This is a genomic window from Pantoea sp. LS15 (assembly GCF_012241585.1).
GTDB lineage: Bacteria > Pseudomonadota > Gammaproteobacteria > Enterobacterales > Enterobacteriaceae > Enterobacter.
Genome location: NZ_JAAVXA010000001.1, coordinates 87,554 through 109,100, shown reverse-complemented (window position 1 = coordinate 109,100; position 21,547 = coordinate 87,554). Strand labels below are relative to the sequence as shown.

The 21,547-nt window shown below is 53.6% G+C and carries 19 protein-coding genes; 1 reads left to right on the top strand and 18 read right to left on the bottom strand.

Annotated elements, in window-relative coordinates; genetic code table 11:
- Window positions 1-8: 8 nt before the first annotated feature.
- From HED65_RS00515 to HED65_RS00430, 18 genes are all read right to left on the bottom strand, one after another.
- Window positions 9-1,007, bottom strand: coding sequence for a hypothetical protein (locus HED65_RS00515; RefSeq protein WP_114976965.1), 999 nt, complete (start codon window positions 1,005-1,007; stop codon window positions 9-11).
- Between the two features lie 16 nt (window positions 1,008-1,023).
- Complete coding sequence (locus HED65_RS00510) at window positions 1,024-1,821, bottom strand: PP2C family protein-serine/threonine phosphatase (RefSeq protein ID WP_114976964.1); 798 nt, start codon at window positions 1,819-1,821, stop codon at window positions 1,024-1,026.
- Window positions 1,818-3,572 carry a type VI secretion system-associated FHA domain protein TagH gene (gene tagH, locus HED65_RS00505; protein ID WP_114976963.1) on the bottom strand — a complete coding sequence of 585 codons (1,755 nt, stop codon included), beginning with the start codon at window positions 3,570-3,572 and terminating at the stop codon, window positions 1,818-1,820. The genes HED65_RS00510 and tagH overlap by 4 nt, the downstream gene beginning before the upstream one ends.
- A gap of 89 nt (window positions 3,573-3,661) precedes the next feature.
- Window positions 3,662-4,078: a hypothetical protein gene (locus HED65_RS00500; RefSeq protein ID WP_114976962.1), complete on the bottom strand. Its 417-nt coding sequence runs from the start codon at window positions 4,076-4,078 to the stop codon at window positions 3,662-3,664.
- A gap of 470 nt (window positions 4,079-4,548) precedes the next feature.
- Entirely contained in the window at window positions 4,549-4,950 is a 402-nt protein-coding gene (locus tag HED65_RS22890) for a putative T6SS immunity periplasmic lipoprotein (RefSeq protein WP_353653599.1), read from the bottom strand.
- A 67-nt stretch (window positions 4,951-5,017) separates the two neighbouring features.
- On the bottom strand, window positions 5,018-5,500 hold the full coding sequence (locus HED65_RS00490) for an Hcp family type VI secretion system effector (RefSeq protein ID WP_008502640.1): 483 nt from the start codon (window positions 5,498-5,500) through the stop codon (window positions 5,018-5,020).
- Window positions 5,501-5,680: 180 nt separating this feature from the next.
- Window positions 5,681-6,130 (bottom strand): T6SS amidase immunity protein Tai4 family protein, encoded by a 450-nt coding sequence (locus HED65_RS00485; RefSeq protein WP_223256792.1) that lies wholly within the window; start codon window positions 6,128-6,130, stop codon window positions 5,681-5,683.
- Window positions 6,115-6,609, bottom strand: coding sequence for a T6SS effector amidase Tae4 family protein (locus tag HED65_RS00480; protein WP_114976960.1), 495 nt, complete (start codon window positions 6,607-6,609; stop codon window positions 6,115-6,117). Before HED65_RS00480 ends, HED65_RS00485 begins: the two co-directional genes overlap by 16 nt.
- Window positions 6,606-7,037 carry a Rap1a/Tai family immunity protein gene (locus HED65_RS00475; protein WP_114976959.1) on the bottom strand — a complete coding sequence of 144 codons (432 nt, stop codon included), beginning with the start codon at window positions 7,035-7,037 and terminating at the stop codon, window positions 6,606-6,608. The genes HED65_RS00480 and HED65_RS00475 overlap by 4 nt, the downstream gene beginning before the upstream one ends.
- An 80-nt stretch (window positions 7,038-7,117) precedes the next feature.
- The gene (tssC, locus tag HED65_RS00470) at window positions 7,118-8,617 is read right to left on the bottom strand and encodes a type VI secretion system contractile sheath large subunit (RefSeq protein ID WP_114976958.1); all 1,500 of its coding nucleotides are present in this window, start codon (window positions 8,615-8,617) and stop codon (window positions 7,118-7,120) included.
- Window positions 8,618-8,620: 3 nt separating this feature from the next.
- Window positions 8,621-9,145, bottom strand: a complete 525-nt coding sequence (gene tssB / locus HED65_RS00465) for a type VI secretion system contractile sheath small subunit (protein WP_008502644.1) — start codon at window positions 9,143-9,145, stop codon at window positions 8,621-8,623.
- A gap of 75 nt (window positions 9,146-9,220) precedes the next feature.
- On the bottom strand, window positions 9,221-10,237 hold the full coding sequence (gene tssA, locus HED65_RS00460; RefSeq protein WP_114976957.1) for a type VI secretion system protein TssA: 1,017 nt from the start codon (window positions 10,235-10,237) through the stop codon (window positions 9,221-9,223).
- A gap of 11 nt (window positions 10,238-10,248) precedes the next feature.
- Window positions 10,249-10,965, bottom strand: a complete 717-nt coding sequence (gene tagF, locus HED65_RS00455; protein ID WP_114976956.1) for a type VI secretion system-associated protein TagF — start codon at window positions 10,963-10,965, stop codon at window positions 10,249-10,251.
- Between the two features lie 16 nt (window positions 10,966-10,981).
- Window positions 10,982-14,602, bottom strand: a complete 3,621-nt coding sequence (gene tssM / locus HED65_RS00450) for a type VI secretion system membrane subunit TssM (protein WP_114976955.1) — start codon at window positions 14,600-14,602, stop codon at window positions 10,982-10,984.
- A gap of 2 nt (window positions 14,603-14,604) precedes the next feature.
- Window positions 14,605-15,843: a DotU family type VI secretion system protein gene (locus HED65_RS00445; RefSeq protein ID WP_114976954.1), complete on the bottom strand. Its 1,239-nt coding sequence runs from the start codon at window positions 15,841-15,843 to the stop codon at window positions 14,605-14,607.
- A 17-nt stretch (window positions 15,844-15,860) separates the two neighbouring features.
- Complete coding sequence (gene tssK, locus HED65_RS00440) at window positions 15,861-17,204, bottom strand: type VI secretion system baseplate subunit TssK (protein WP_114976953.1); 1,344 nt, start codon at window positions 17,202-17,204, stop codon at window positions 15,861-15,863.
- A gap of 28 nt (window positions 17,205-17,232) precedes the next feature.
- Window positions 17,233-17,736: a type VI secretion system lipoprotein TssJ gene (gene tssJ / locus HED65_RS00435; RefSeq protein ID WP_049008586.1), complete on the bottom strand. Its 504-nt coding sequence runs from the start codon at window positions 17,734-17,736 to the stop codon at window positions 17,233-17,235.
- Between the two features lie 23 nt (window positions 17,737-17,759).
- A complete protein-coding gene (locus HED65_RS00430; RefSeq protein WP_114976952.1) occupies window positions 17,760-18,254 on the bottom strand; it encodes an SH3 domain-containing protein in 495 nt (164 codons plus the stop codon).
- A 1,004-nt stretch (window positions 18,255-19,258) separates the two neighbouring features.
- Between HED65_RS00430 and HED65_RS00425 the strand changes: the two genes are divergently transcribed.
- Complete coding sequence (locus tag HED65_RS00425) at window positions 19,259-21,547, top strand: FdhF/YdeP family oxidoreductase (RefSeq protein ID WP_114976951.1); 2,289 nt, start codon at window positions 19,259-19,261, stop codon at window positions 21,545-21,547.

Genomic DNA, 21,547 nt, shown 5'->3' with positions numbered 1-21,547 from the left:
GCCATTCCTTAATTCGCCGCGCGCCACGCACCGACTGCCGGGTCGCGCAGTTGAGGACGCAGGGTATCAATCAGAACGATATTTACCGGGGTGCCGGGGGCAACCCATGCGCTCCAGGTTTTTTTCACTGCCGCAATACGCGCCTGTAGTTTTGCATCGTCGCTGGCGGTTTCACGGGAAATCTCCACCGCTACGGTGCCGTTACTCTTCCAGCTATTGAGGGTGTCGTCGTAAGGCAGGATCATCCAGCTCTGGTCGCTGTTTGGGGTGCTGAATACCATGCGCTCTTTGTTGACGGAGGTGATCAGCGCGTTTTCAGGGTTGGCGCTTTGATTCAGCCCCATTACCGGGAAGCCATGAATGTATGTCACTGCCATCTCTTTCTGCCCGCCGTTACGGGACTGTGAGATGACGGCGTGTCCACTGAGCCAGCTCCCGTTACCGCAGCGGGTGGTGTCAGTATCGGGAATAAACAGCGCCGGTGCTGAGGAGCCCCCTTCCCAGAAGGTGCGCAGGTGGCAACCATCCTGAAGGGTAAATTCCTGCCACGGAGTGCGGTCGGCGGCAGCAGTTTGGGCGGCGATATTCTGGTCCGGCGGCACTAACGCACCGCTGGCTGGGGTTGCGGTTACGGTCGCTGCAGGGGCGGTCTGCTCCTGCTTCACCACCAGTGCCCAATCCTGCGCTTTACCTGCTGTGCCCTGTGCCAGTGTGGTGCCCGCCGGATCGTTAAGCGTCCAGTTGAGCTTATTCACTTTGCTGCACTGGTGTTCCAGCAGAGAACCAAGACGCGGCACAAAGTTCTCCAGAACGGAAACGTCTTTCTTGCCGTTCGCCACAATACGCAGGGCCACCTCTGGCTTACACCAGCTCTGCGGCGTGTTGTCTTTGATGTTGTCGATCCAGATATCCAGCTTCTGCGCAGGTGACTGCACAATGCGGAAATTCTCAGCCTGCGCGGTGGAAGCCACCGTCAGAAGTGCCAAACCCGATAGCCAAAGTTTCATATCGTTCCTTGTGTGTCTAATCAGTTCCGCAGGGAAGAAATTGTGCTGCGTCAGAGAGTGTGTGCAGCAATGTGGTGTCCTGAGGGTTGCCCATCCATACCGCCAGGGCGGTATAGTTATCCTGCGCATTCCCCTCCTGCTCGCCATTCTTTTGAATGATTTGATTCATTAAGGTCAACCATTCTTGCGGTGTGTTGACCATGTGAAGCGATTGTTTCATCTGCTCTTCGCTGACGCCATGCCAGAAACCGTCTGTGCAGAGTAAAAAGGCATCGCCGTCTTCAACCTGTACCACGTCGCTGTAGCTCGCTTCCGGTCCACCGTTTTCAATCCCCAGCGCCAGATACAGCAGGTTGCTGTTCAGGTCGTCGGTCTGGTGTCCGGCATCTTTCATCTGTTGCACCAGGCTGTGGTCGGTGGTGACATGCCACAACCAGCCCCGACGAAACAGATACAGGCGGCTGTCTCCGGCGTGCGCCCAATACGCCAGACCGTAATCCCTGTCAATAAACAGGCTGACCAGCGTCGTGCCCATCCGGCGATAATCCTGTACCGCCTGCTGTTCACTGAGAATGGTGCGGTTCGCCGTTTTCACATAGTCACGTATATGCTGCGCGTTGAGGTGCTTGTCGCCATCGAAGCGGGAGATAATGCTGTTGCGGGCCAGTTCAGCGGCGACGTCACCGCCCGGCAGGCCCGCGATGCCGTCACAGACGACAAAGCAGGCTGAACGTTCCCCAATGGTTTCTCCCGTCTGATCCTGGTTGCTGGCACGCGTCCCCTGGCGGGAGAGAGAAGCCGTTGCGATATTCATTTGTCTTCCGATCCGCTCTGTGAGTCTTTGTACTGATTCACCTCCATGTCATACGCATGAAGGAAGGCTTCGCCGAACAGGGTATGGAAGTCATCCTCAATCTCGCCGGCCGTCTCACCATAGCTGCGGACAAAATAGTCCCACAGGGCGGCTTTGCGGCTGCCCGGTAGCGCCAGACGGGAGGTCATCCCGTTCTGCTTCGCCTGCTCTTCCAGTTGTTCCGGATTAAAGGACTGCAGCATCGCGGCAATAATGGCGCGGATACCGGAGATCATACCCAACTGATGCGCCTGCAAATCGATCAGCGCGTCGCGCACGGATTTTGTTGGCGGCATAAACCCCGGCATCGGGGTGCCGAACATCTGGATCAGTACGGTTTTGCCGGTCGGCAACAGCTTGAACGGGTTGTTGGCATCGTCCAGCACCATGGTCATATCGGCTTTCACGCCGCGCTTGAGGATGGAGCGCGAGGAGAGCAGCGCCACGGTTCCCTGAGAGAACATACCCAGAATCTGCCCCAGTTGACGCATATTTTCACGGTCAAACTGCGGCACCGGCTGCATTTCACTCAGGCCCATGCCTTCCAGTAGCGCCTCCAGCAGCTCGCCCTGCAGCACCTCGCCTTTCTCACCATTGTTTACCGTGGCGGTTGAGGAGGCAGTGTTATTGACTGGATCGATACGCAGACGGCCCTTAGGGGCCTGAGCGCTACTGCGCGCCACAGCCTGCGGCGTAGGCATCGTGAAGCCTGCATAATCTGGTCGCGCGGGCTCTTCTTCTGCACGCGGTGCTTCCTGCGGCTCAGGGGCAAACAGCGGAGACTCAGCCAGCACGTTGTTTTCCTGCTCAGGTTCAGGCACTGGCTGATTGTCGATGATCTCATCCGGATGGGTTAACGGCGTGCCGCCCATCAGCCCGAGTGGGTCATCATTACGTGCAGCTGGCGCACTGGCCTTGCCACCAAACAGGGCCAGCGGATCGAGTTCATCCGTCGCCTCTTCTTCTGGTGCGGGTTTACTCTCTACCGGCGGCACCAGTGTTGACGGGGTAACGTCATCGAAGATGCTCTCTTTTTTGAACAACGCTTCATCGCTGAACAGCGTGTCCGGATCGACATTCTTACGCTCAAGCTTAGGATCGCTGTCGTTGAACATCGCCAGCGGATCTTCAGCGTTACGCTCCGGGGCCGCAGGCTGGGAGAAGGGATCGTGCGAAGCTGCAGGCTGCGGTTTTGTGCGGTTGCTGGAGATACTGTCGGAGATAGAGAACTCCTGCATCAGGTTATCCCAGATTTCCGTTGGCACAGCTGTCGGTTCTGCTTTCGCTCGTGGTGCTGCACTCACAGGCTTCGGTTGCGGAGCGGGTGCGGGTGCGACAGTCGGACGCGCCTGCTGCTGCATGCTGGCCGCCATACGGCTCACGGGCTGCGTGTCGTGGATCAGCTCAGTCACTTCGAGGCGGTAGTCATCAATACCGAGAATGTCGCCATCCTGCAGTTCAACCTGACGCCCCCGCTCCAGCGGAATGTCATTTAATACCACGCGGGTGACGCTGCCACGGTTGGTCACGCGGCATTCACCCTGGGCGTCAACGTGAACAATGGCCTGCAGACGAGAGATAGTGCGGTCATTATCCGGCAACACCAGGTTGTTATCCGTACCGCGCCCAATGGTGCCGCCCGGGGCGTAAAAATCACAGCTGCTTTGTGGCGGCTGATGACCAGGTTTTGTAGAAATAATCGTGAATCGCATGGCGTATTCCTGCTGGTATGATTAGCGCTCAAACGCTGCCGCTCTCGAGGGTGAAAACGGCGGCGTTTGAGAAAGAGAATATCAAAAAACTATTTAATGAAGGTTATAAAATACAATCCAACTATGAGCCACAGAGTGAATATTAACGCCTGTAATTTATAACGACGATGTAACTTTAGTATCCAGCCAATTCTTTCATCCGGCAACGACTGCACGTATTTATAAGTTTCTTCCTGCACCGGTATTTCATGAGTGAACTTCATTTTCACGCCTTTATAAAGGCGTACAAACCAGATTATTTTTTGATAATTAGTCAGTGAACCCAAAAAAGAAGCGTAATTTGTCACAAGATCCAGGTTATATCCTTTGCGTCGGTAGTCAGAAAGCAACTGATTATAATCAGCCTCGTGTTTTTTGAAGTCACGAGAATTGAACAGATCCATAACCACAACAATAATAAATAAAGCCACAATAAGGAATAACAGTAAACTCTCTATATTCACCATAGCTTACTACCACGAGAGGATTTATACTTTATTAATACCAGTCAAGACTAAAAGCAGTATAAAAACAGCCGCCGTGAATTTTATTTTTTTGTCATAAGAATAAACCCAGGAGAGCTCAGAATCGGACAAAATGTTATGGCACGAATGGGAATGAAGCATTCGAGAGTTGGTTAGTTTAACGTCCCTACCCCGTAACAGTCTGGATAATATTGTAACACGAAAACCAAAACCCCAGAAACCCAAACCTTCCCAAAGTTGATAGTCCTCTTTCGTTAACAACCCAATCTGCGTTAATGAATTATATACTTTCGATACTTCACTTGAGTGCTTTCGATAATCAACATAGAAAGTAACAGCCAGGGTCAAAAAGAGAACAAACAGAAAAATCATAAAAATGGAGAAAATATCATTAACAACCACATTCATTTCCTGCCGTACCTATGTTTACTCTGCAGTAAGATGCTGCTTACTTACTCAATTTTAATGAGCGATGCCACCCCATTTTTATCTTTATTAAATATAAAACGTGCAGCATAACGTTTAGAATTATTATCCCTTATCACCTTGACCACAGCATCATATTCCCCAGTCTGCCAGTCAACTTTTTTCCAGCTAATGCATTCGCCAGAGATTAGGCTCCCTAATGGAGAAGATGTATGGGGTGAAAAAACTGTTTCCCATTGTTCACCGACACGTTTCATTACCGAAGGTTCGTAAATGAATAGTGTTTCTCTGGATTTCAAATCCCCCGGGATACCAAAACAGGGAACGTCGTTTACTAACGTAACCGTAAGATTCTCATACTGTGCAGGATGCGAGATGCAAGCACTACACAATAATGCAATCGATACGACACTTATCACTCGTAACATGATTAACCCGAAGCAGAACCTGGATCACGCATCATGGCCGGGGATATCCCCGGCCATAGATGAACAATTACGCTTCTTTGTTCTCTTTGATGTTCCAGCCAGCGCTGCTTTCAGCACCTTTACCACCAGAAGTGGTCTGCTCCCAGTACTGCTGTTTCACTTTCGCAGCCTGGAATGCGTAGGTCACACCAACGGTATCGCCGTTATCTGCACCGGTGTACTGAACAGACGTTACCAGAACGTCTTCCAGTGTGATGCGGGAGTATTCTACCTGCTGGCCACCGGCTTTACAGACGGACAGCTCAACTTTGGTCAGGTGTTTACCGCTGGCGCAGTGTTTCAGGATTGCTGTAGTGGATTTGTCAATCAGAGCGTTAACGTGCAGATCGTTAAAGTTAACTTTACCGGCACCACCGCCACCGCCGACGCTCATATTACCTGGCTGGGAAGCGCCCCAGGAGAAGGAGGTAATATCAGTCCAGCCGGTGTGGTTAGAATCTTTAGATTCGCCCGTAACACCCTCGACCTTCAGAAACATATCAATAGCCATAATATCTACTCTTCGTGGATGAACAATATTGCTTTCGAAAAAGCACTTATATGGCAAACAGGAAAGCATGGGGCTGAATAAAACCGTCCATATTTTACCTCTGCCTCATATCAAACGACTCATGTCATTTGACAGTCTTACACTCCCCCTGAATGAACGGAAAGAATGTGAAGTCTTTTACTATTGCGGATTATCCTGAAGCCACGTGCGGTCAGGATTTCCTGTAATCAATTGCGGAACCAGTTTATTAAGTTCGTCACTGTGGTAAAGACGTAAACAATTTAATGTCACGCCTTTTACATCAGCCTCTCGCTCCGAGTGGAAACCGTTAATTTTGTTTTTATATTTTCCAATAATGGCGTTAACTTTGTCAGTACCGTTTTCAGCATCAAACGGTATCCATTCGATGAATGCACTCGCACTGCGGGCCGCATCGACAGAGAACTGGCTACCCTTATCTGCTACCTGCGCAAGGCAGCGCGCCAGGACAAAATCTTTGACCACCTGCCGGTATGTTTGCTGCTGATAAAAATCTACGTGTGGGTTATCACCGTGGGCAGAAAAACATAAGCAAGTGAGCAAAATAAATGCTGTCTTTAGATACCTGAATGAAATTATTTTAATTCCCAAAACCAGATTTCCTGACAGTACGGAAAGCAATCGGAGTTACATATAAACGAGTTATTACTCAGAGGCTCGATAAGGTCGATATGCCCACCGCCATACCCATCAATTTTATTGAAGAAAACAACACCTTTTCGACCCAACATTGCGCGCGCACCCGCCTCGCGGTCTTTAAAGATTTCTGCCTTGCCAAATACATGGGATTTATAAAGTTGATCGGCAAGTAATTTTGCGCCAGGTTCGATTGTTTTTCCTTTATAGGGACCCGAGTTTATGGGTAAACGACCTGTGAATTCAACATTACATTTTAACAATGCCAGACTCATTCTTACCGCGCAGGTATTTTCGTATGCCGGTTGCTGCTTGATAATTGTTGAATAATCATAGCCAATTTCTGAGAAGACCTGTTCACCCGAGGCAAAACCCGCGCGCGTATGATTTGAAGAGTAATGCTGACGTTTTAGTTGTTCGTATAATGGTCTCATTTATCACTCTCCTTTTTGCACGGGCGTAATTCTTTCATTCCGTCAATGATGATTTTTGAAGCGCGTTCATCGCCTTGCTGTTTCGATAAGTTCGCAAAACGAGAATAGAGAAACTCATGTAGAGTATTTGGCAAAAAAGGCCTGCCGTTGCACCATGCAGTGCCCTCAGACGCGTCGACTACGCCGAGAAGATACATATTTGCCTTGATGCGTTCACGTTCATTCGTTTTCGACAGCCAGGCTTTAGCGAAACGATCTGCACTCAAATTTAAATCGTATCCCGTTAACAACATCGGATCGCGTTGGAAGTTTGATGTGTCATCCTGAGGCAATGCTTCAGCTTGTGGGTATTTATAATTTCCAGCGTCCGCGCTTGCCAGAGTAGAAACTGCCAGCAAACTGGTTGCGATCAAAAGTATATGTTTCACCGTATATCCTTATTCACTGACAGAAATTAGCTAAGCTCTTTACGTTCAAATGGCCGGCTCCTTCGAGCCGGCAATCGTCATCACGCGTCTTTCGTCTTCAGCGACGGCAGTTTAGAAACCAGGCGCAGGGAAACGGTCAGACCCTCCAGCTGGTAGTGTGGGCGCAGGAAGAACTTCGCGGCGTAGTAGCCCGGGTTGTCTTCGATTTCCTGCACCTGCACTTCCGCAGCCGCCAGCGGCTTACGGGACTTGGTCTCCTGGGAGGAGTTAGCCGGGTCACCGTCGACGTAGTTCATGACCCAGTCGTTCAGCCAGCGTTCCATCTCTTCGCGCTCGCGGAAGGAGCCGATTTTGTCGCGCACGATGCACTTCAGGTAGTGCGCAAAGCGGCAGCAGGCGAACAGATACGGCAGGCGTGATGCCAGACGCGCATTGGCGGTGGCATCCGGGTCGTGGTACTCGGCCGGTTTCTGCAGAGACTGTGCGCCGATGAAGGCCGCAAAGTCGGAGTTTTTGCGGTGAACCAATGGCATAAAGCCGTTTTTCGCCAGCTCGGCTTCACGACGATCGCTGATGGCGATCTCGGTCGGGCACTTCATGTCCACGCCGCCGTCATCGCTCGGGAAGGTGTGGCATGGCAGGTTTTCTACCGCCCCGCCAGACTCCACGCCGCGAATCGAAGTGCACCAGCCGTACTCTTTGAAAGAGCGGTTGATGTTGGCAGCCATCGCATACGCCGCGTTCGCCCAGGAGTAGCTGTTGTGGTTCGCGCCGTCGGTCTGCTCTTCAAAGTCAAAGCTGTCGACCGGATTAGTGCGAATGCCGTATGGCAGACGTGACAGGAAGCGTGGCATCACCAGACCCAGATAGCGGGCATCTTCAGATTCACGCAGTGAACGCCAGGCGGCGTATTCGGTGTTCTGGAAGATCTTGGTCAGGTCGCGCGGGTTAGCCAGCTCCTGCCAGGATTCCATCTGCATCACGCCCGGTGCGGTACCGGTGATAAACGGACAGTGCGCCGCAGAGCTGATGCGCGCCATTTCACCCAGCAGCTCAACGTCCTGCGGGCTGTGGTCGAAGTAGTAGTCACCAACGATGCAGCCAAACGGCTCACCACCAAACTGACCGTACTCCTGCTCGTAGATTTTCTTGAAGATCGGGCTCTGGTCCCAGCCCACGCCTTTATAGCGTTTCAGAGTGCGACCCAGCTCCTGCTTGGAGATGCTCATAAAGCGGATCTTCAGCATCTCGTCGGTTTCAGTGTTGTTCACCAGGTAGCTCAGACCGCGCCAGGCGCTTTCCAGTTTCTGAAACTCGTCGTGGTGAATGATCTGGTTCACCTGCTGAGACAGCTGTTCGTCGATACCAGCAATCAGGTTCTGGATGGTGCGATAGGTGTCGTTCGAGAAGGTGACGGTATTTTCCAGCGCCTGCTGCGCCAGAGTTTTGACCGCGCTTTCTACAGCGGAACGCGCCTGATCGGTTTTAGGACGGAACTCTTTGTTCAGCAGCGCGCTGAATTCATCCTGGCTGAACGCCTGACCCGCCTGTTGCTCATGTTGTTGAGTCTGGTTGCTCATCGATTATTCCTCGCTACCTTTCGCACTTTCGTCATTTTTCGGCAACTGGCTCAGAGATTTGAGCAGCGTCGGATCCTGGAGAATTTTCGCGATCAGCTCTTCCGCGCCGTTTTTACCGTCCATATAGGTCAGCAGGTTAGAGAGCTGTGTACGGGCTTCCAGCAGCTTGTTCAGCGGTTCAACCTTACGTGCCACTGCATCTGGCAGGAAGTCGTCCATGCTGTCGAAGGTCAGATCGACATTGAGCTTACCTTCGCCGGTCAGGGTGTTATCAACCTGGAACGCCACACGCGGCTTAAGTGCCTTCATGCGTTCGTCAAAGTTGTCGATGTCGATTTCGAGGAATTTACGCTCATCCACGGCCGGCAGGTTTTCCACCGGTTTGCCGACCAGATCGGCCATGACGCCCATTACAAACGGCAGCTGAATTTTACGTTCTGCACCGTAGATCTCTACGTCGTACTCAATCTGCACGCGGGGGGCACGGTTACGTGCGATGAATTTCTGCCCACTGTTACTCATTGCCATGATGTTCTCCATCAAAGATGCGCGGTGAAGTTGAAACGGCAGGCTCCATGCCTGTCGTCATAATGCCTGGACGCGTTATTCGCGGCGTCCAAAGATGTTTTCCAGTTGGTTAACGCCGTCCGGCGCCAGGTCGCGAATAATGTCCATAAAGTTGAGTTCTGACAGCCGCTGTACCCGTTCAATCATCAGCGGCGCAGGGTGACTCGGTTCGTACTGCGCAAAATACTGCTTCGCTTTTTCCAGCATCAGCTGCGCATCGGCGCGGCTGGTGACCTGCACACTGCGCCAGTCGGTGACCTGCTGAACAGGCTGCGCTGCCACCTGTTGCTGCTCAGTATGTTGTTCAGCCTGCGCTTCACGGTTTGGCAGCAACTTGCTGATGTCGGTCACCTGACAAGCTCCGGCGACCAGCCCCACGGTTTTCAGCAACTGCTCCATTTCGGGTACACCGCTTTCACCGAGATACCCGGTGAGGAGATCGCGAATGGCCTGCAGTCGTTCGTGAATGACGATAACCGCGGTGGTACCTGGCTGGTCGCCGCGAGCCAGTTCGTCAATCAGTCGTGGACGGCCACCCGGATAATCCGGACATTCGGTCTTGCTGCCATCCAGCAGCGCCTGGGCATCCCGGAGCGAAATTTCATCGCCGTTTGAACGCAGCAGCGAAGCGTTACGCACGGCGACGGTGAGGTCAGATTTATCGCTCAGCGCGGCCAGAGCGTTAATGCGATAGAACGGATCAGTTTCGCCATACTCTTCCAGCAGCGGATAAAGCGGCTCCCAGTAACGACTGATAGCCTCCTGCACCAGTAATAACCCGTCTGCGTAACCTGCCAGGCCGCGACGGCGGGTCCAGGCATGCGTGAGTGCCAGCAGTACGCGAAGATCTTTGGTGCGGGTCAGCAGGCTGGTGGCGAACTTTTCTACCGTGTTCCAGTCAGCAGGCTCTGCGGGGATAATGGTGTCGCCAAACTGCTGTTCTGCTTTCCCCTGACTGGCCTGATTCATGATCTGGAAGTCAGCGTCGTACTCCAGGTTTTCGCCGCAGGGTTTGTCGGGGCTTATTGGCGCGAGAAATTCTTCGATATTCATGAGTTCCCTGCTTATTCAAACATGGGCGGATAGAGACCGTGACGGCCCGGGCGGGCGCCCCCTGCAGGGTCGAACAGCAGAGTGAAAAGCTGCCCGGTAAAGTTACCGCTGTGCACGTGGGTGTACAGCGGATAACCATCGCAGCGGTTAGTCCACCAGTAGCTGGTCTGGCGCAGCGGATCAAAGCACTCCGCGGCCTGGGGCCAGCCCAGCGTGTTCTGACCGTCCTCGTCATAACCAATCACATCAAGGATGTCAGAACGCTTTTGCGGCTCGACAGGCTGCGGCGCCGGAATGGTCATCAGCATCTCATCCAGCTGCGAGGCGGAAAAACTGTTGCGCACCGCGTGCAAACCCAGGCGCCCAATCTGCTGATACCAGCTTTCAGCCTGGCTGAGCAGGCTCGTCGACCACTCTGTCGGGGCGAAGCTCAGTTGAATACAAACCGGGTATTGTCGACCAACACTGTCACGGCCGGGCAGCAGACAGCCCATCTGGATCATCTGGCTGCCCAGCATCGGGGGGACAACAAAATTCCAGACCGGTGCTTTATTGAACTGGCGCTCGCCGCTGCGCTGCTCTTCCTGCTGCCAGGCCAGCAGGCCGACCTGAAACCAGTGTGACCACTGGCGCTGTAGGGTGTCAGGAAAGCGACGCTGCAAAAAATCTCCGGCGCTGGGTAACTTGCCATACCAGCTGTAGCGGTTCATCGCAGAGGTATTCGTCATACGGCTGTCCTTGCGGTTATGGGCATGAGAAACGAGGAAGCTGGAACGGGTTGCGAATGCTGTTTGGCGCAAACTCCAGCGTGACCTGATGTCCGTCGACGTTGAACGTGGCCTGACGGCTCAGACTACCTGCTCCCGGGCTGGTGCTCGCTTTATCGAAAAAGCGGTTTAGCGCCCAGGCACCGTTGGTCACCAGCGTCGCCGTACTGCCATTCGCCAGCCCCAGTTGCATACGTACCTGATTGGTACCACCCGGCCCTGGCCAGTTCATGATCTGCACCGCCTGAGGACCATGGCTGTAGCGCAGTTGCTGGCCATCAACGTCCAGCGTCAGGTTCAGAATGGTGTTATCCATGCGCACGGTGCGGACCGTCACTTTGAAAGACGGGGTCGTGGCACCGTTTGCAAAGAAGGCATCACGGATCGACTGGGCCTGCTGGAACGGTCTCAGCAGACCTTCACTTCCTGGCAGCGTTTTACCGTCGATGCCCGGCATAAAGCGCCAGTTTGCCTGGGTGGTGTCCACTTTATTGGTTAGATTGTCGCGGAAGAAGGCATCCATCAGCCCGGTTCCCGGCGCAAACATACGCGCGAGATCGTCAGGAGTGACCTCGGTGCTGGCGCTGCGCACCAGCGGGTAGCGACCGGCAATCGCCTGACGACAGAATCCACCCACTTCGACATTGATCCGCTTACGCACATTGTCCAGATCACGGCGCTGGGTATCGCTGCTGGCTCCCACCGCCATGTTGCTGAACATGGTTTGCAGCCCACCCGGCAGACGACCGGCACTGGCCTGCAGACGGCTTATCGCCTCACCACCCGGTGCCGGCATACCACTGTTGGCGGCATCCTGGACGGCGGTCAGGTAACGATAAAGCTCATCTACCTGCTTAAGAAAGTCATCAAAGACGATAGTCTTGCCGCCCTTCTCCAGCGGTTGCGCCAGCTCAATCAGCGGGGCGTAGTGATCGGTAACCAGTTGTTCCGGTGACTGGGCGACAACGGCAGCTTGTGACGGAGCAGAGTTGTTATTGCTGAACAGCGTTTCCAGCGTGCGGGTAGCGCGGTTGCTTTGATCCTGTGCTTTACCGGCATTGTCTGCTGCTGGCACATCACGAGACAGCGTCAGTACCTGACTCAGGCTCAGCACCAGACGGCGCAGTGGTGAGTTTGTGCCAGAAAGCAGACGCGCGGTGTTGATGCGCTGAGAAAGGTCGGCACTGTTGTTAAGCTGAATGTCGGCGAGATAGGGATCCCAGTTCGCGATAAAGTCACGCATGTAGAGCTGGCGCACGTCGTTATCGATCTGCTGTTTATCTTCCGGCGCCATGGAAGCACCCAGAACCCAGGCGTCGTCCTCATGCAGGGCGGTGGTCACACTGTTAATCTGGCCGTTAAAGCTTTTCCAGTAGCCGTCCGGAGTATAGAGCCCCGGCACACCCTCGCTCACTGGTTTGCCACTTTTACGTGAAAATACCAGTTCGCTCTGCGGTCCTCCCAGGTCGGTAAGAGACACCGGCTTCAGATTTTCATCATGCTCCAGCAGACGCTTCAGACGACCATACACGCGGGTGGAGAGCGGCTGCTGGTTGATCAGCGCTCTTTCGCGGGTAACCAGAGATTCGTCCTGGGCGTACGGGGAGGCCTGAATTTTCGGCTCCAGCAACTGAGTCAGGTGCCATTCAAGCTGTTGCAGCTGTGCCTTCGTTACGTTTTGCGGCAGGTTCCGCTGCAGATTGAGCATCACCCACGAATGCAGGAATTTACCGTCGTAGTGCTTCGGCTGATACAGCATCTGATAGGCTTTTAACGCTTCATAGCTGTATTCCGTATCGCTACCGTTGTCGTTACGAAGCCAGGTGGTGATGTGCATGGCGACAGCAGGTAACAGCATCTGATCCAGCGCTTTCTGGTACAGAGACTGCGATGCATCACTGACGTCATCCCCACGATAAAGCCCCATACGGCGGGATACTGGCGGATCGTTTACATCAAACGCGTCACTCTTCGGCAGGTCCACCAGACCATTGAGCAGAGGCAACAGATCAAACAGGTCACGCTGAGGCTGATTCTGTAACGCTTTGCTCTGCTGATCCAGCAGCGGCACCTTCGCATCGACCTCTTCCAGATACGCCTTGTTTTTGGCGTAGCTGGTCAGCCACAGTCCACCGAGGATCACCAGCAGAGACAGCAGTGCTGCATAGCCGGACCATATCACCGCCCGGTTGCGCAGTTCCCACCAGCGGTTTTCTCCGGCAATACCTGCTTCCTGGAAAATGACGTTTTGCAACATATTCTTGATGAAGAAGCTCTGGCCTTTCGCACCAGGAATGGGGGCCTCTTTGCTGACTGCATCCCAGCTATCGCCCTCGGCACCTTCAGGTAAAGAGAGCGCGCGGTTCAGTTCGCCCATCACGCGGTCGAACGGCATGCCCTCCTGGGTCCCGCTGGCGAAGTAGATCCCGCGCGGGGAAAACTCAGTTTCGAAATTCGAACGGGCGAAGACCGTGCTCAGGTAGTCCGCCAGCAGCGGACGCAGCGCGGCAAACTCCTGCGGAAAGAGATAGGCTTCGGCGCGGGTTTTCGCATCATGCTCTTTCAGCATGGTTTCCGGCAGCCCGGCATCCAGGCGCTGCTGTAGCAGAGAAAACTCCTGCTGGAAGTTGCCCATCAGGTCGTAATCGGCGTGTCTGGTTTGCTCCCACGGCAGCGTAAAGCCCCAGATCTGATCGCGCTGGGCTTTGTCGTAGTCGGCAAACCAGGCACGGAAGCCTTTAAGCAGGTCAGCCTTGGTCACCATCACATAAACCGGGAAGCGGATGCCCAGTTGTTCATGCAGCTCAGACAGACGCTGACGCAGATTCACCGCCTGCTGGCGGGACGCCTCGGCAGACTGGGTGAGCAGGTCAGAAATGCTGATAGTGATGATGACACCGTTGATCGGCTGGCGGCGGCGATACTTACGCAGTAACCCCATGAATTCCAGCCATTCTCCGGCATCCTGTATCTGCTCGCTCTCCTGAGTGGTATAGCGACCCGCCGTATCCAGCAGCACCGCCTCGTTAGTGAACCACCAGTCGCAGTTACGTGTGCCACCAATACCCCGCAGCGCAGTCTTACCGAAACGATCGGCCAACGGGAACTGCAGCCCGGAGTTGACCAGCGCCGTGGTTTTACCGGAACCCGGTGCACCAATAATGACGTACCACGGCAGTTGATACAGATATTGCGTGCTGAAGCGCTGCGTCCACTGGGCACTCTGCCCCGCTTTGCTGAAGTGCGCTTTTTTCAGCATCTGCGCGGCTTCATCAAAACGGCTGGCGAGGATCTGCTCCTCACTATTCAGTCGTTTCTGCGGATCTGCGGCTTCCGCTTTGCTCGTGTTCTCATTGAGCTTGTCCATCAGCTTGCGGTTCAGCCAGGCATTGTACAACCGCGGCAGGATATGGCCCTGCGCCCAGAGCAGATAGACCACAGCGATGCTGATGATACGGTTTTGTTCAGACTCAAGCGGTCGGGTGTCCACGATGGACAACAGTGGACCGATCATCCAGATCACCGCCGCAAGCGCCGTTACGCCGAGGAAGCTCCACAGAATGCGGTTGGTCAAAATGGAAAGAAGTGTAGTCAGCATCCTTAGTTTCCTTGCGGCAATCCGTTCAGCTCAGCCTGCGTATTTTCAGGCGACACCAGCAGAGTAATTTCCACACGGCGGTTACGGGCGCGGTTTTCAGGCGTATCGTTTGGTGCTACTGGGTTAATTTCGCCCCGCCCTTCCGCTTTCACACGATCAGGCCGGGAGAGGCTTCCCTGCAGCATGTTCTGTACAGACCGGGCACGTTCCAGAGAAAGTTCATAGTTAGAGGCAAAGCGCGCGCTGCGAATCGGCACGTTGTCGCTGTAGCCCACCACCAGAATTTTGCCGCTGACGTTATTCATTGCCTGCGCAATACGGTTGATCACCGGTTCATAGCGATCACGCACAACGGTGGAGGCAGAGGCAAACAGCCCGTCACCTTTCAGGATCACGACGCTACGGTCCGCTTCGTCTTTCACCGCGACCAGACCCGCCTCGATTTCAGGTTTCAGGAACCCGCGCAGGTTCAACACCGCAGGTAGCTGACGGGCCGGCTGCTGGATGGTGGTTTCCGGTAACTGGGACTGGTAAATCTTCGCCAGCACCGGGTTGGTGTTATCGCCAAGACGCCAGTTAAGCACGATATAAAACAGACAGGCGATAAACCCGACCAGGGCTACGCAGGCCCAGAGGGGTACCATCGGGCGCCACAATTTGCGCAGCACCGGACGATCTTCCGGATGGGGGGAAAGCGGTGGCGGATAGCTGCCACGTACGCCACGGATCATCTGCCAGAGTCGCTGCTTGATCGTCTCGAGCTGGGTGCGGCCATTATCCAGCACCCGATAACGCCCTTCGAAGCCGAGCAGCAGACAGTAGTTGATCATCTCCAGCAGCAGAATATGTTCGCGTGGGTTTTGCGACAGACGCGCCAGCAACTGGAAGAACTTTTCACCGCCCCAGGTTTCGTTATGGAACGTCACCAGCAGGCCGTTGCTTGACCAGACGCCGCTACTGCCCCAGGGGGTCAGCGCAGCCGCTTCATCCAGTGCCGTACACAGGCAGTAACGCGCCCCGACGATCACCTCATAGGCGAGGCCAGCCTGCTGACAGCGGACTTCGAAACGGCGAATTTCATCGATCAGACGCTGGCGTAATGCCACCTGATCGTCATGAGACACCGAATGACGGATCTGCGGAATCGCATTGAGCAGCGGATTAGCGGCCGCCACCAGCGGATTGTTACTACTGGCTCCGGTAATCGCGGCATCACTGCCGGTATCCTGTCGTTCCTGCATATTTAGCGCTCGCTATATTATTCTGTCGGGCTACGGATGGCCCAAAACTCCATATCCAGTCCCGGGAATTCCCCTGCAAGATGCAGGGCAAATGCACCGGACTTATCCATCTCGTGCCACAGCTCACTGCCTTTCTCCAGCTCAAAGTAGCTGTAGCCCGCATGCCATGGGATCTGCGGCGGCGCAACCGGCATGGCGCGCAGCATAATGCCAGGCAGTTGCAACTGGACCAGATCGCGGATTTTCGATACCGGCGCGATCTTCATCTGAGCAGGGAAATGAGTTTGCAGGTGTTCGCCTGGCACACTGGCTTTTACCGCCAGTACGAAGCCAAACTCGCGCACCATGCTGGTTTCAGGCACCGTGGCGATGTTCAGACCGTGGGAGCGCTCGTTAAGCGGCAACTGAATCGCGTGATCTTCCATCACCAGCGACAGCCCCTGACGTAACATCAGCATCAACTTGCTGAAGCAGTTCGCGAGATCGTCATGATCGTAAATCGGCAGAATGTTTTCGGCGTGACGTTGCGAGGTCCAGGTGGCGAGTTCGGTCGCAAACGGGAGCCAGCTGCGCCAGAGCGTTTCCGGGTGTAGCAACGGCAGCGTTTTTAAGTGAGATACTTCACCCAGATGGCGGTTCACCAGCGACAACAGCGTAAATTCGATCAGTTCAGAGGTGTTAAAGCGGCCAGGCTGACGCAGACGACCGCCAATCTGCTGACTGCGCTGCACCAGTAAGCCGTGAAGATCGTTGATCATGCTGTAGATCTGCGGGCTGTTATTGGCGTTCAGCATCGGCGGAATGTAGCTGTTATCGAGTCGCACGAGGTTATCGTTACGTTTCTCGGTTACCACCGCCACGCCGATGGCGGTCCATTCTGCTGTCAGATCTTTTTCCAGCATCAGGGTCAGACGCAGACGGCCAAACTGGACGGTGGCATCCCCCACCGACATGGCGTTATCGTCTTCTACCTCTTGCTCGAAAGCGATGAAGCGCGCCAGAGAGGCCTGCTCTTCACTAAAAATCACCTCTTCTCTTTCACCACGGCGAACCGGCAGTGCAAGCACCACCTTTTCATTGGTGAGGTTGTCCGGGATTTTCAGCGGAGCAGGGCCGTTGCGCCCGTTACGCACCTGGAAAAAGGTACCGTCCGGCAGCAATCCACTGCAGTAGCTCAGGGCAATGCAACCCTGACGAAGCATTGCTTCATCGAGTTCAACGTCAAGAAAGCCCCAGAGATATGACCGCTGTAGCGCACCCCATTCACGAACATGGTTGAGCAGATAACTTTCAGTCCGCTGAAAATGGTGTGGACGCAGGAACATGCCTTCGGTCCAGACGACCTTTTCTGCTTTCGTCATGATGATGTGTTTCCTGTTTTAACGCGCGTTACTGACTGATGACACGAATACCATTCACGTCGAGAAAAACGTTGGCCTGGAGTTCATCCGCGGACCATTTCCAGAACTGATAGAGATGATTTTCGCCTGGCACAGGCAGAGGGATTGAAACGCGCCATTTTTTGCCATCCAGCATCTGATATTCCGCCATCACACCGATATAGCGGGCCTCCGGAGAGCTTTGTCCGCTGAGGGTTTTCGACAGCTGTCCTGGCATCAGGAAGAACACATCGCTGTTCAGCAGATTCGCGCCAAGCGTTGCTGACGCGTTGTTCTGCAGGGAATAGAAGTCACTGGACATGAAATCCGCATCGGATTTCAGCAACAGTACCCGGACTTTAAGCGGCGCAGATTCATTGATTTGTGGATGAGCCTGAAACTGCAGATTGTAGCGGGAAGGGTCGCTGTGTGAAGACGACGTACAACCACTGACAAGGGTGAAAACCACCGCGTAAAAGACCAACCATAACCGATGAAAATTTTTATTATTCATAAAAACACGCTCATAAAAGCCGTTTAGTTCAGGATCCAGGTACCGTTAGCGCTGTCTTTGCAGGCTTTGCTGTTGCCATCAACATCGACGCAGGTCGCTTTTTTACGTGACTTAGGACGAATGGCCTGTTTACGTACTGCGGCCTCGTACTGATCGGCCTTGATGACGGCGCGCATCGGAACGTAACCAATCAGCTGGTCTTGTCCTTCATCGGCAAGCGCCATCCAGTAGTGTTCAACCTGCCCCAGCACCACGTAGGTTTTTCCGGTTTCCAGCGTACGGATAACCTTTCCGCCAAAGTCAGGACGGCTCATCACGGATGCCGGATACATGGCACGATACGGCTCATTGAGTTGGGTGAATTCTGCAGGCGGTGTAACCGCGTGACGGTGGGTTAAGGTGACGCCGTTGACCTGGCTGGTCACGATCGTATCGTCGTTGATAACAGGTTTCTGCGGCGCTTTACAGCCCGCCACCGCCATTACAAACAGAAGTGAAAACAGTACGCGCATTTTCATATGCTTTTCCGTAGCGATATTTCGATGATGAAGATGAGGGAATGAAGTTTGTTTTAAGTACTAAAGTTAAAACATGCAGGATAATTTCGGGGCGTGACTATTTTAAGGGCATAGCTACCGCACGAGCCCTTCAGAATAAGGCCCAGCGTCTTCCTGACATATTTTAAGAAACAGCGAGCAAGTTTACATGAGCTTCGTATCAATTCAATATTTAACGCCACGCAAGTGATGGTTAATGAAGCACTCGATGCATTATAGGATTAATCTGACAAACAGAGTCGACGCATTCTGAAAGAGGTTATTATTAGGCGAACCACTAACGTAACAACATGTTTAATAACATAAAAACACAAAAGAGAACGAGTTGCATTAACGCAACCAACCTATTTTCACCACTACCATAATTAGTAGAATTTCGCTTATTTTCGGTTTGCAATGAATATATTCTTTATGAATTATTTGTTGCATCGATAGAGTATGTTTATTTCTGCCCGGCAGGACATCTTAAATCAGATTATTTCAGACCGCTGGCAGGCAGTTAATTTCACACCTCAAAATAAGTATGTATTTTTTATCGTGATAACTGTCTATTCAGACATCAATTGGATGAATTAACAATTAAGCGTGGGTAAACTTTCCTGCTGCAATGATGTTCAGAATTTTCTTTAGATCAATTTACACTGAGGTTTACCGCTAGCTCACCCTTCCCGACTTTCATATGAAGTTTTACCGCTACTACATTATTTTTTTCTTCCTGCGTCATCTATCCCACCGAACGTGTGATAGATAAGATTTATTATCAAAATGATAAAATTTCGTTATAATTTCTTTAAATTTTTAGACTACATCGCTTATAAGCCACTGTAATAAAGATGTATTTAAGTTAAAGCGCTTTGCAGCACCGTGTGCATTGATACACGTGATCATCATTGCTTGCGCTTATTGTCCCTCCACAGTGGTTTTACGGGCCCGGCGGTGTATGAGTTAACGAGTCAGGAGTTGGTATGAATAAGAAAAGACGCTCAGTTCCCGGGATCAGGCACTATGACGGTCCTGCCGGAGGCTGGGGGGCGTTAAAAGCCACTGCCATCGCGGTGCGTACCCAAATGGATACCTTTGATGCCCCCGCGACGCTGCTGCGCACCAACCAGCCTGACGGCTTTGACTGTCCGGGCTGCGCATGGCCTGATAAAGAGCACAAATCGACGTTCCAGTTCTGTGAGAACGGCGCGAAAGCAGTGACCTGGGAAGCGACCAACAAACGCGTCACCCCGGCTTTTCTGGCCGAAAACACAGTTGCCTCATTGCTGGCTAAATCTGACTTTGAGCTGGAAGGATACGGCCGTCTGACACATCCCCTGCGCTATGACCGGGCAAGCGATACTTTCAAGCCTGTCGAATGGGACGAGGCGTTTCAACGCATCGGTGAGGTCCTGCGCGGGCTCGATCCGGATCAGGTTGAGTTCTATACCTCCGGGCGCGCCTCCAACGAAGCGGCATACCTGTTCCAGCTCTTTGCACGCGAATACGGTACTAATAACTTCCCCGACTGTTCGAATATGTGTCACGAAGCCACCAGCGTCGGATTGCCACGCTCGATTGGTATCGGGAAAGGTACTGTCTCACTGGATGATTTCGATAAAACAGAGCTGGTGATCTCCATCGGTCACAACCCCGGGACTAACCATCCTCGGATGATGGGTACCCTTCATGAACTTGCGCGCCGCAACGTGCCGATTATCGTCTTTAACCCGCTGCGCGAACGCGCTCTGGAACGTTTTGCGGACCCGCAAAGCGTCATTGAAATGGCGACCTACAGCTCGACAGATATCGCGTCGACTTACTTCCAGGTGAAGGCCGGAGGTGATGCCGCCGCGTTAAAAGGTATTGCTAAACACCTACTGCACATGGAGGCCGAACGCGGTAACGTGCTCGACCACGCGTTTATTGCCGAACACACCCAGGGCTTTGAGGACTTTGCTGCCGATATTGCCCACACGCAGTGGGACGAGATCGAGCGAGAGTCAGGGCTGAGCCAGGCGGCGCTTAAAAGCGTGGCCGACGCCTATGCGAAATCCAGTGCCACTATCATTACTTACGGGATGGGGATTACCCAGCACAATAAAGGCACGGCTAACGTCCGGCTGATTGCTGACCTTCTGCTGATGCGCGGCAATATTGGCAAGCCTGGTGCGGGGATCTGCCCTCTGCGCGGTCATTCAAACGTGCAGGGAAACCGCACCGTTGGGATTAGTGAGAAGCCGACGCCGGCATTTCTGCAGCGTCTGAAAGACGTTTTTGGGTTTGAGCCCCCCTCCCACCACGGCCATGATGCGGTGCAGGCAACGCAAGCCATGATCGACGGCCATGCAAAAGCGCTCATCTGCCTCGGCGGTAATTTTGCCGTCGCGATGCCCGATCACGAGCGCGGTTTTCCGGCGATGGGATCCCTGGCGTTAAGTGTCCACGTCGGGACCAAGCTCAACCGTACCCATCTGCTGGTCGGTAAAGAGACGATTATTTTACCTTGTCTTGGGCGTACCGAACTGGATGTTCAGGCCACCGGGCGTCAGTCCATTACCGTCGAAGACTCGATGTCGATGGTGCATGCCTCTTCAGGCAAGCTAAAACCTGCGTCTCCACTGCTGCGGGCTGAACCGGCCATTGTCGCCGGCATGGCGAAAGCCACTCTGCAGGCAACCCGTGTGGACTGGATGACGTTGATTGAGGATTACGACCGCATCCGCGATCTCATCGAGCAAACCATTCCGGGGTTCGAGAACTACAATGCGCGGATCCGCGTTCCCGGCGGCTTCCGTATGCCACTGCCACCAACGAAACGTATCTGGCCAACGGCGACGGGCAAAGCGATGTTCTCAATATTCGACGGCGTGCATGAAAATGCCAGTGGTGAAGGAGAGCATGTTCTGCGCCTGATCACGCTGCGCAGCCACGACCAGTACAACACCACCATTTACGCCCTGGACGATCGCTACCGTGGCGTTTTTGGTCGCCGGGATGTGCTGTTTATGAATGAAGATGATATGTCACAGGCAGGGCTGGAACACGGTGACCGCGTGGATATCGAAACCGCCCTTCCCGGCAGTGTTCAGCGTCTGGAAGATATTACGGTTGTGGCATACAGCATCGCACCGGGCTCTGTCGGAGCGTACTATCCGGAAGCCAACGTGCTGGTGCCGCTTGATTATCTGGATAAGGACAGCGGCACGCCGTCCTATAAATCGGTTCCGGTTCGCATCACCCTGCGCTCGAAAGAGATCCGCATGCTGTAA

Bases quoted from the DNA above. Each gene is read 5' to 3' on its own strand.
- HED65_RS00515 (WP_114976965.1), bottom strand. From the start codon at position 1,007: ATGAAACTTTGGCTATCGGGTTTGGCACTTCTGACGGTGGCTTCCACC.
- HED65_RS00510 (WP_114976964.1), bottom strand. From the start codon at position 1,821: ATGAATATCGCAACGGCTTCTCTCTCCCGCCAGGGGACGCGTGCCAGC.
- tagH (WP_114976963.1), bottom strand. From the start codon at position 3,572: ATGCGATTCACGATTATTTCTACAAAACCTGGTCATCAGCCGCCACAA.
- HED65_RS00500 (WP_114976962.1), bottom strand. From the start codon at position 4,078: ATGGTGAATATAGAGAGTTTACTGTTATTCCTTATTGTGGCTTTATTT.
- HED65_RS22890 (WP_353653599.1), bottom strand. From the start codon at position 4,950: ATGTTACGAGTGATAAGTGTCGTATCGATTGCATTATTGTGTAGTGCT.
- HED65_RS00490 (WP_008502640.1), bottom strand. From the start codon at position 5,500: ATGGCTATTGATATGTTTCTGAAGGTCGAGGGTGTTACGGGCGAATCT.
- HED65_RS00480 (WP_114976960.1), bottom strand. From the start codon at position 6,609: ATGAGACCATTATACGAACAACTAAAACGTCAGCATTACTCTTCAAAT.
- tssC (WP_114976958.1), bottom strand. From the start codon at position 8,617: ATGAGCAACCAGACTCAACAACATGAGCAACAGGCGGGTCAGGCGTTC.
- tssB (WP_008502644.1), bottom strand. From the start codon at position 9,145: ATGGCAATGAGTAACAGTGGGCAGAAATTCATCGCACGTAACCGTGCC.
- tssA (WP_114976957.1), bottom strand. From the start codon at position 10,237: ATGAATATCGAAGAATTTCTCGCGCCAATAAGCCCCGACAAACCCTGC.
- tagF (WP_114976956.1), bottom strand. From the start codon at position 10,965: ATGACGAATACCTCTGCGATGAACCGCTACAGCTGGTATGGCAAGTTA.
- tssM (WP_114976955.1), bottom strand. From the start codon at position 14,602: ATGCTGACTACACTTCTTTCCATTTTGACCAACCGCATTCTGTGGAGC.
- HED65_RS00445 (WP_114976954.1), bottom strand. From the start codon at position 15,843: ATGCAGGAACGACAGGATACCGGCAGTGATGCCGCGATTACCGGAGCC.
- tssK (WP_114976953.1), bottom strand. From the start codon at position 17,204: ATGACGAAAGCAGAAAAGGTCGTCTGGACCGAAGGCATGTTCCTGCGT.
- tssJ (WP_049008586.1), bottom strand. From the start codon at position 17,736: ATGAATAATAAAAATTTTCATCGGTTATGGTTGGTCTTTTACGCGGTG.
- HED65_RS00430 (WP_114976952.1), bottom strand. From the start codon at position 18,254: ATGAAAATGCGCGTACTGTTTTCACTTCTGTTTGTAATGGCGGTGGCG.
- HED65_RS00425 (WP_114976951.1), top strand. From the start codon at position 19,259: ATGAATAAGAAAAGACGCTCAGTTCCCGGGATCAGGCACTATGACGGT.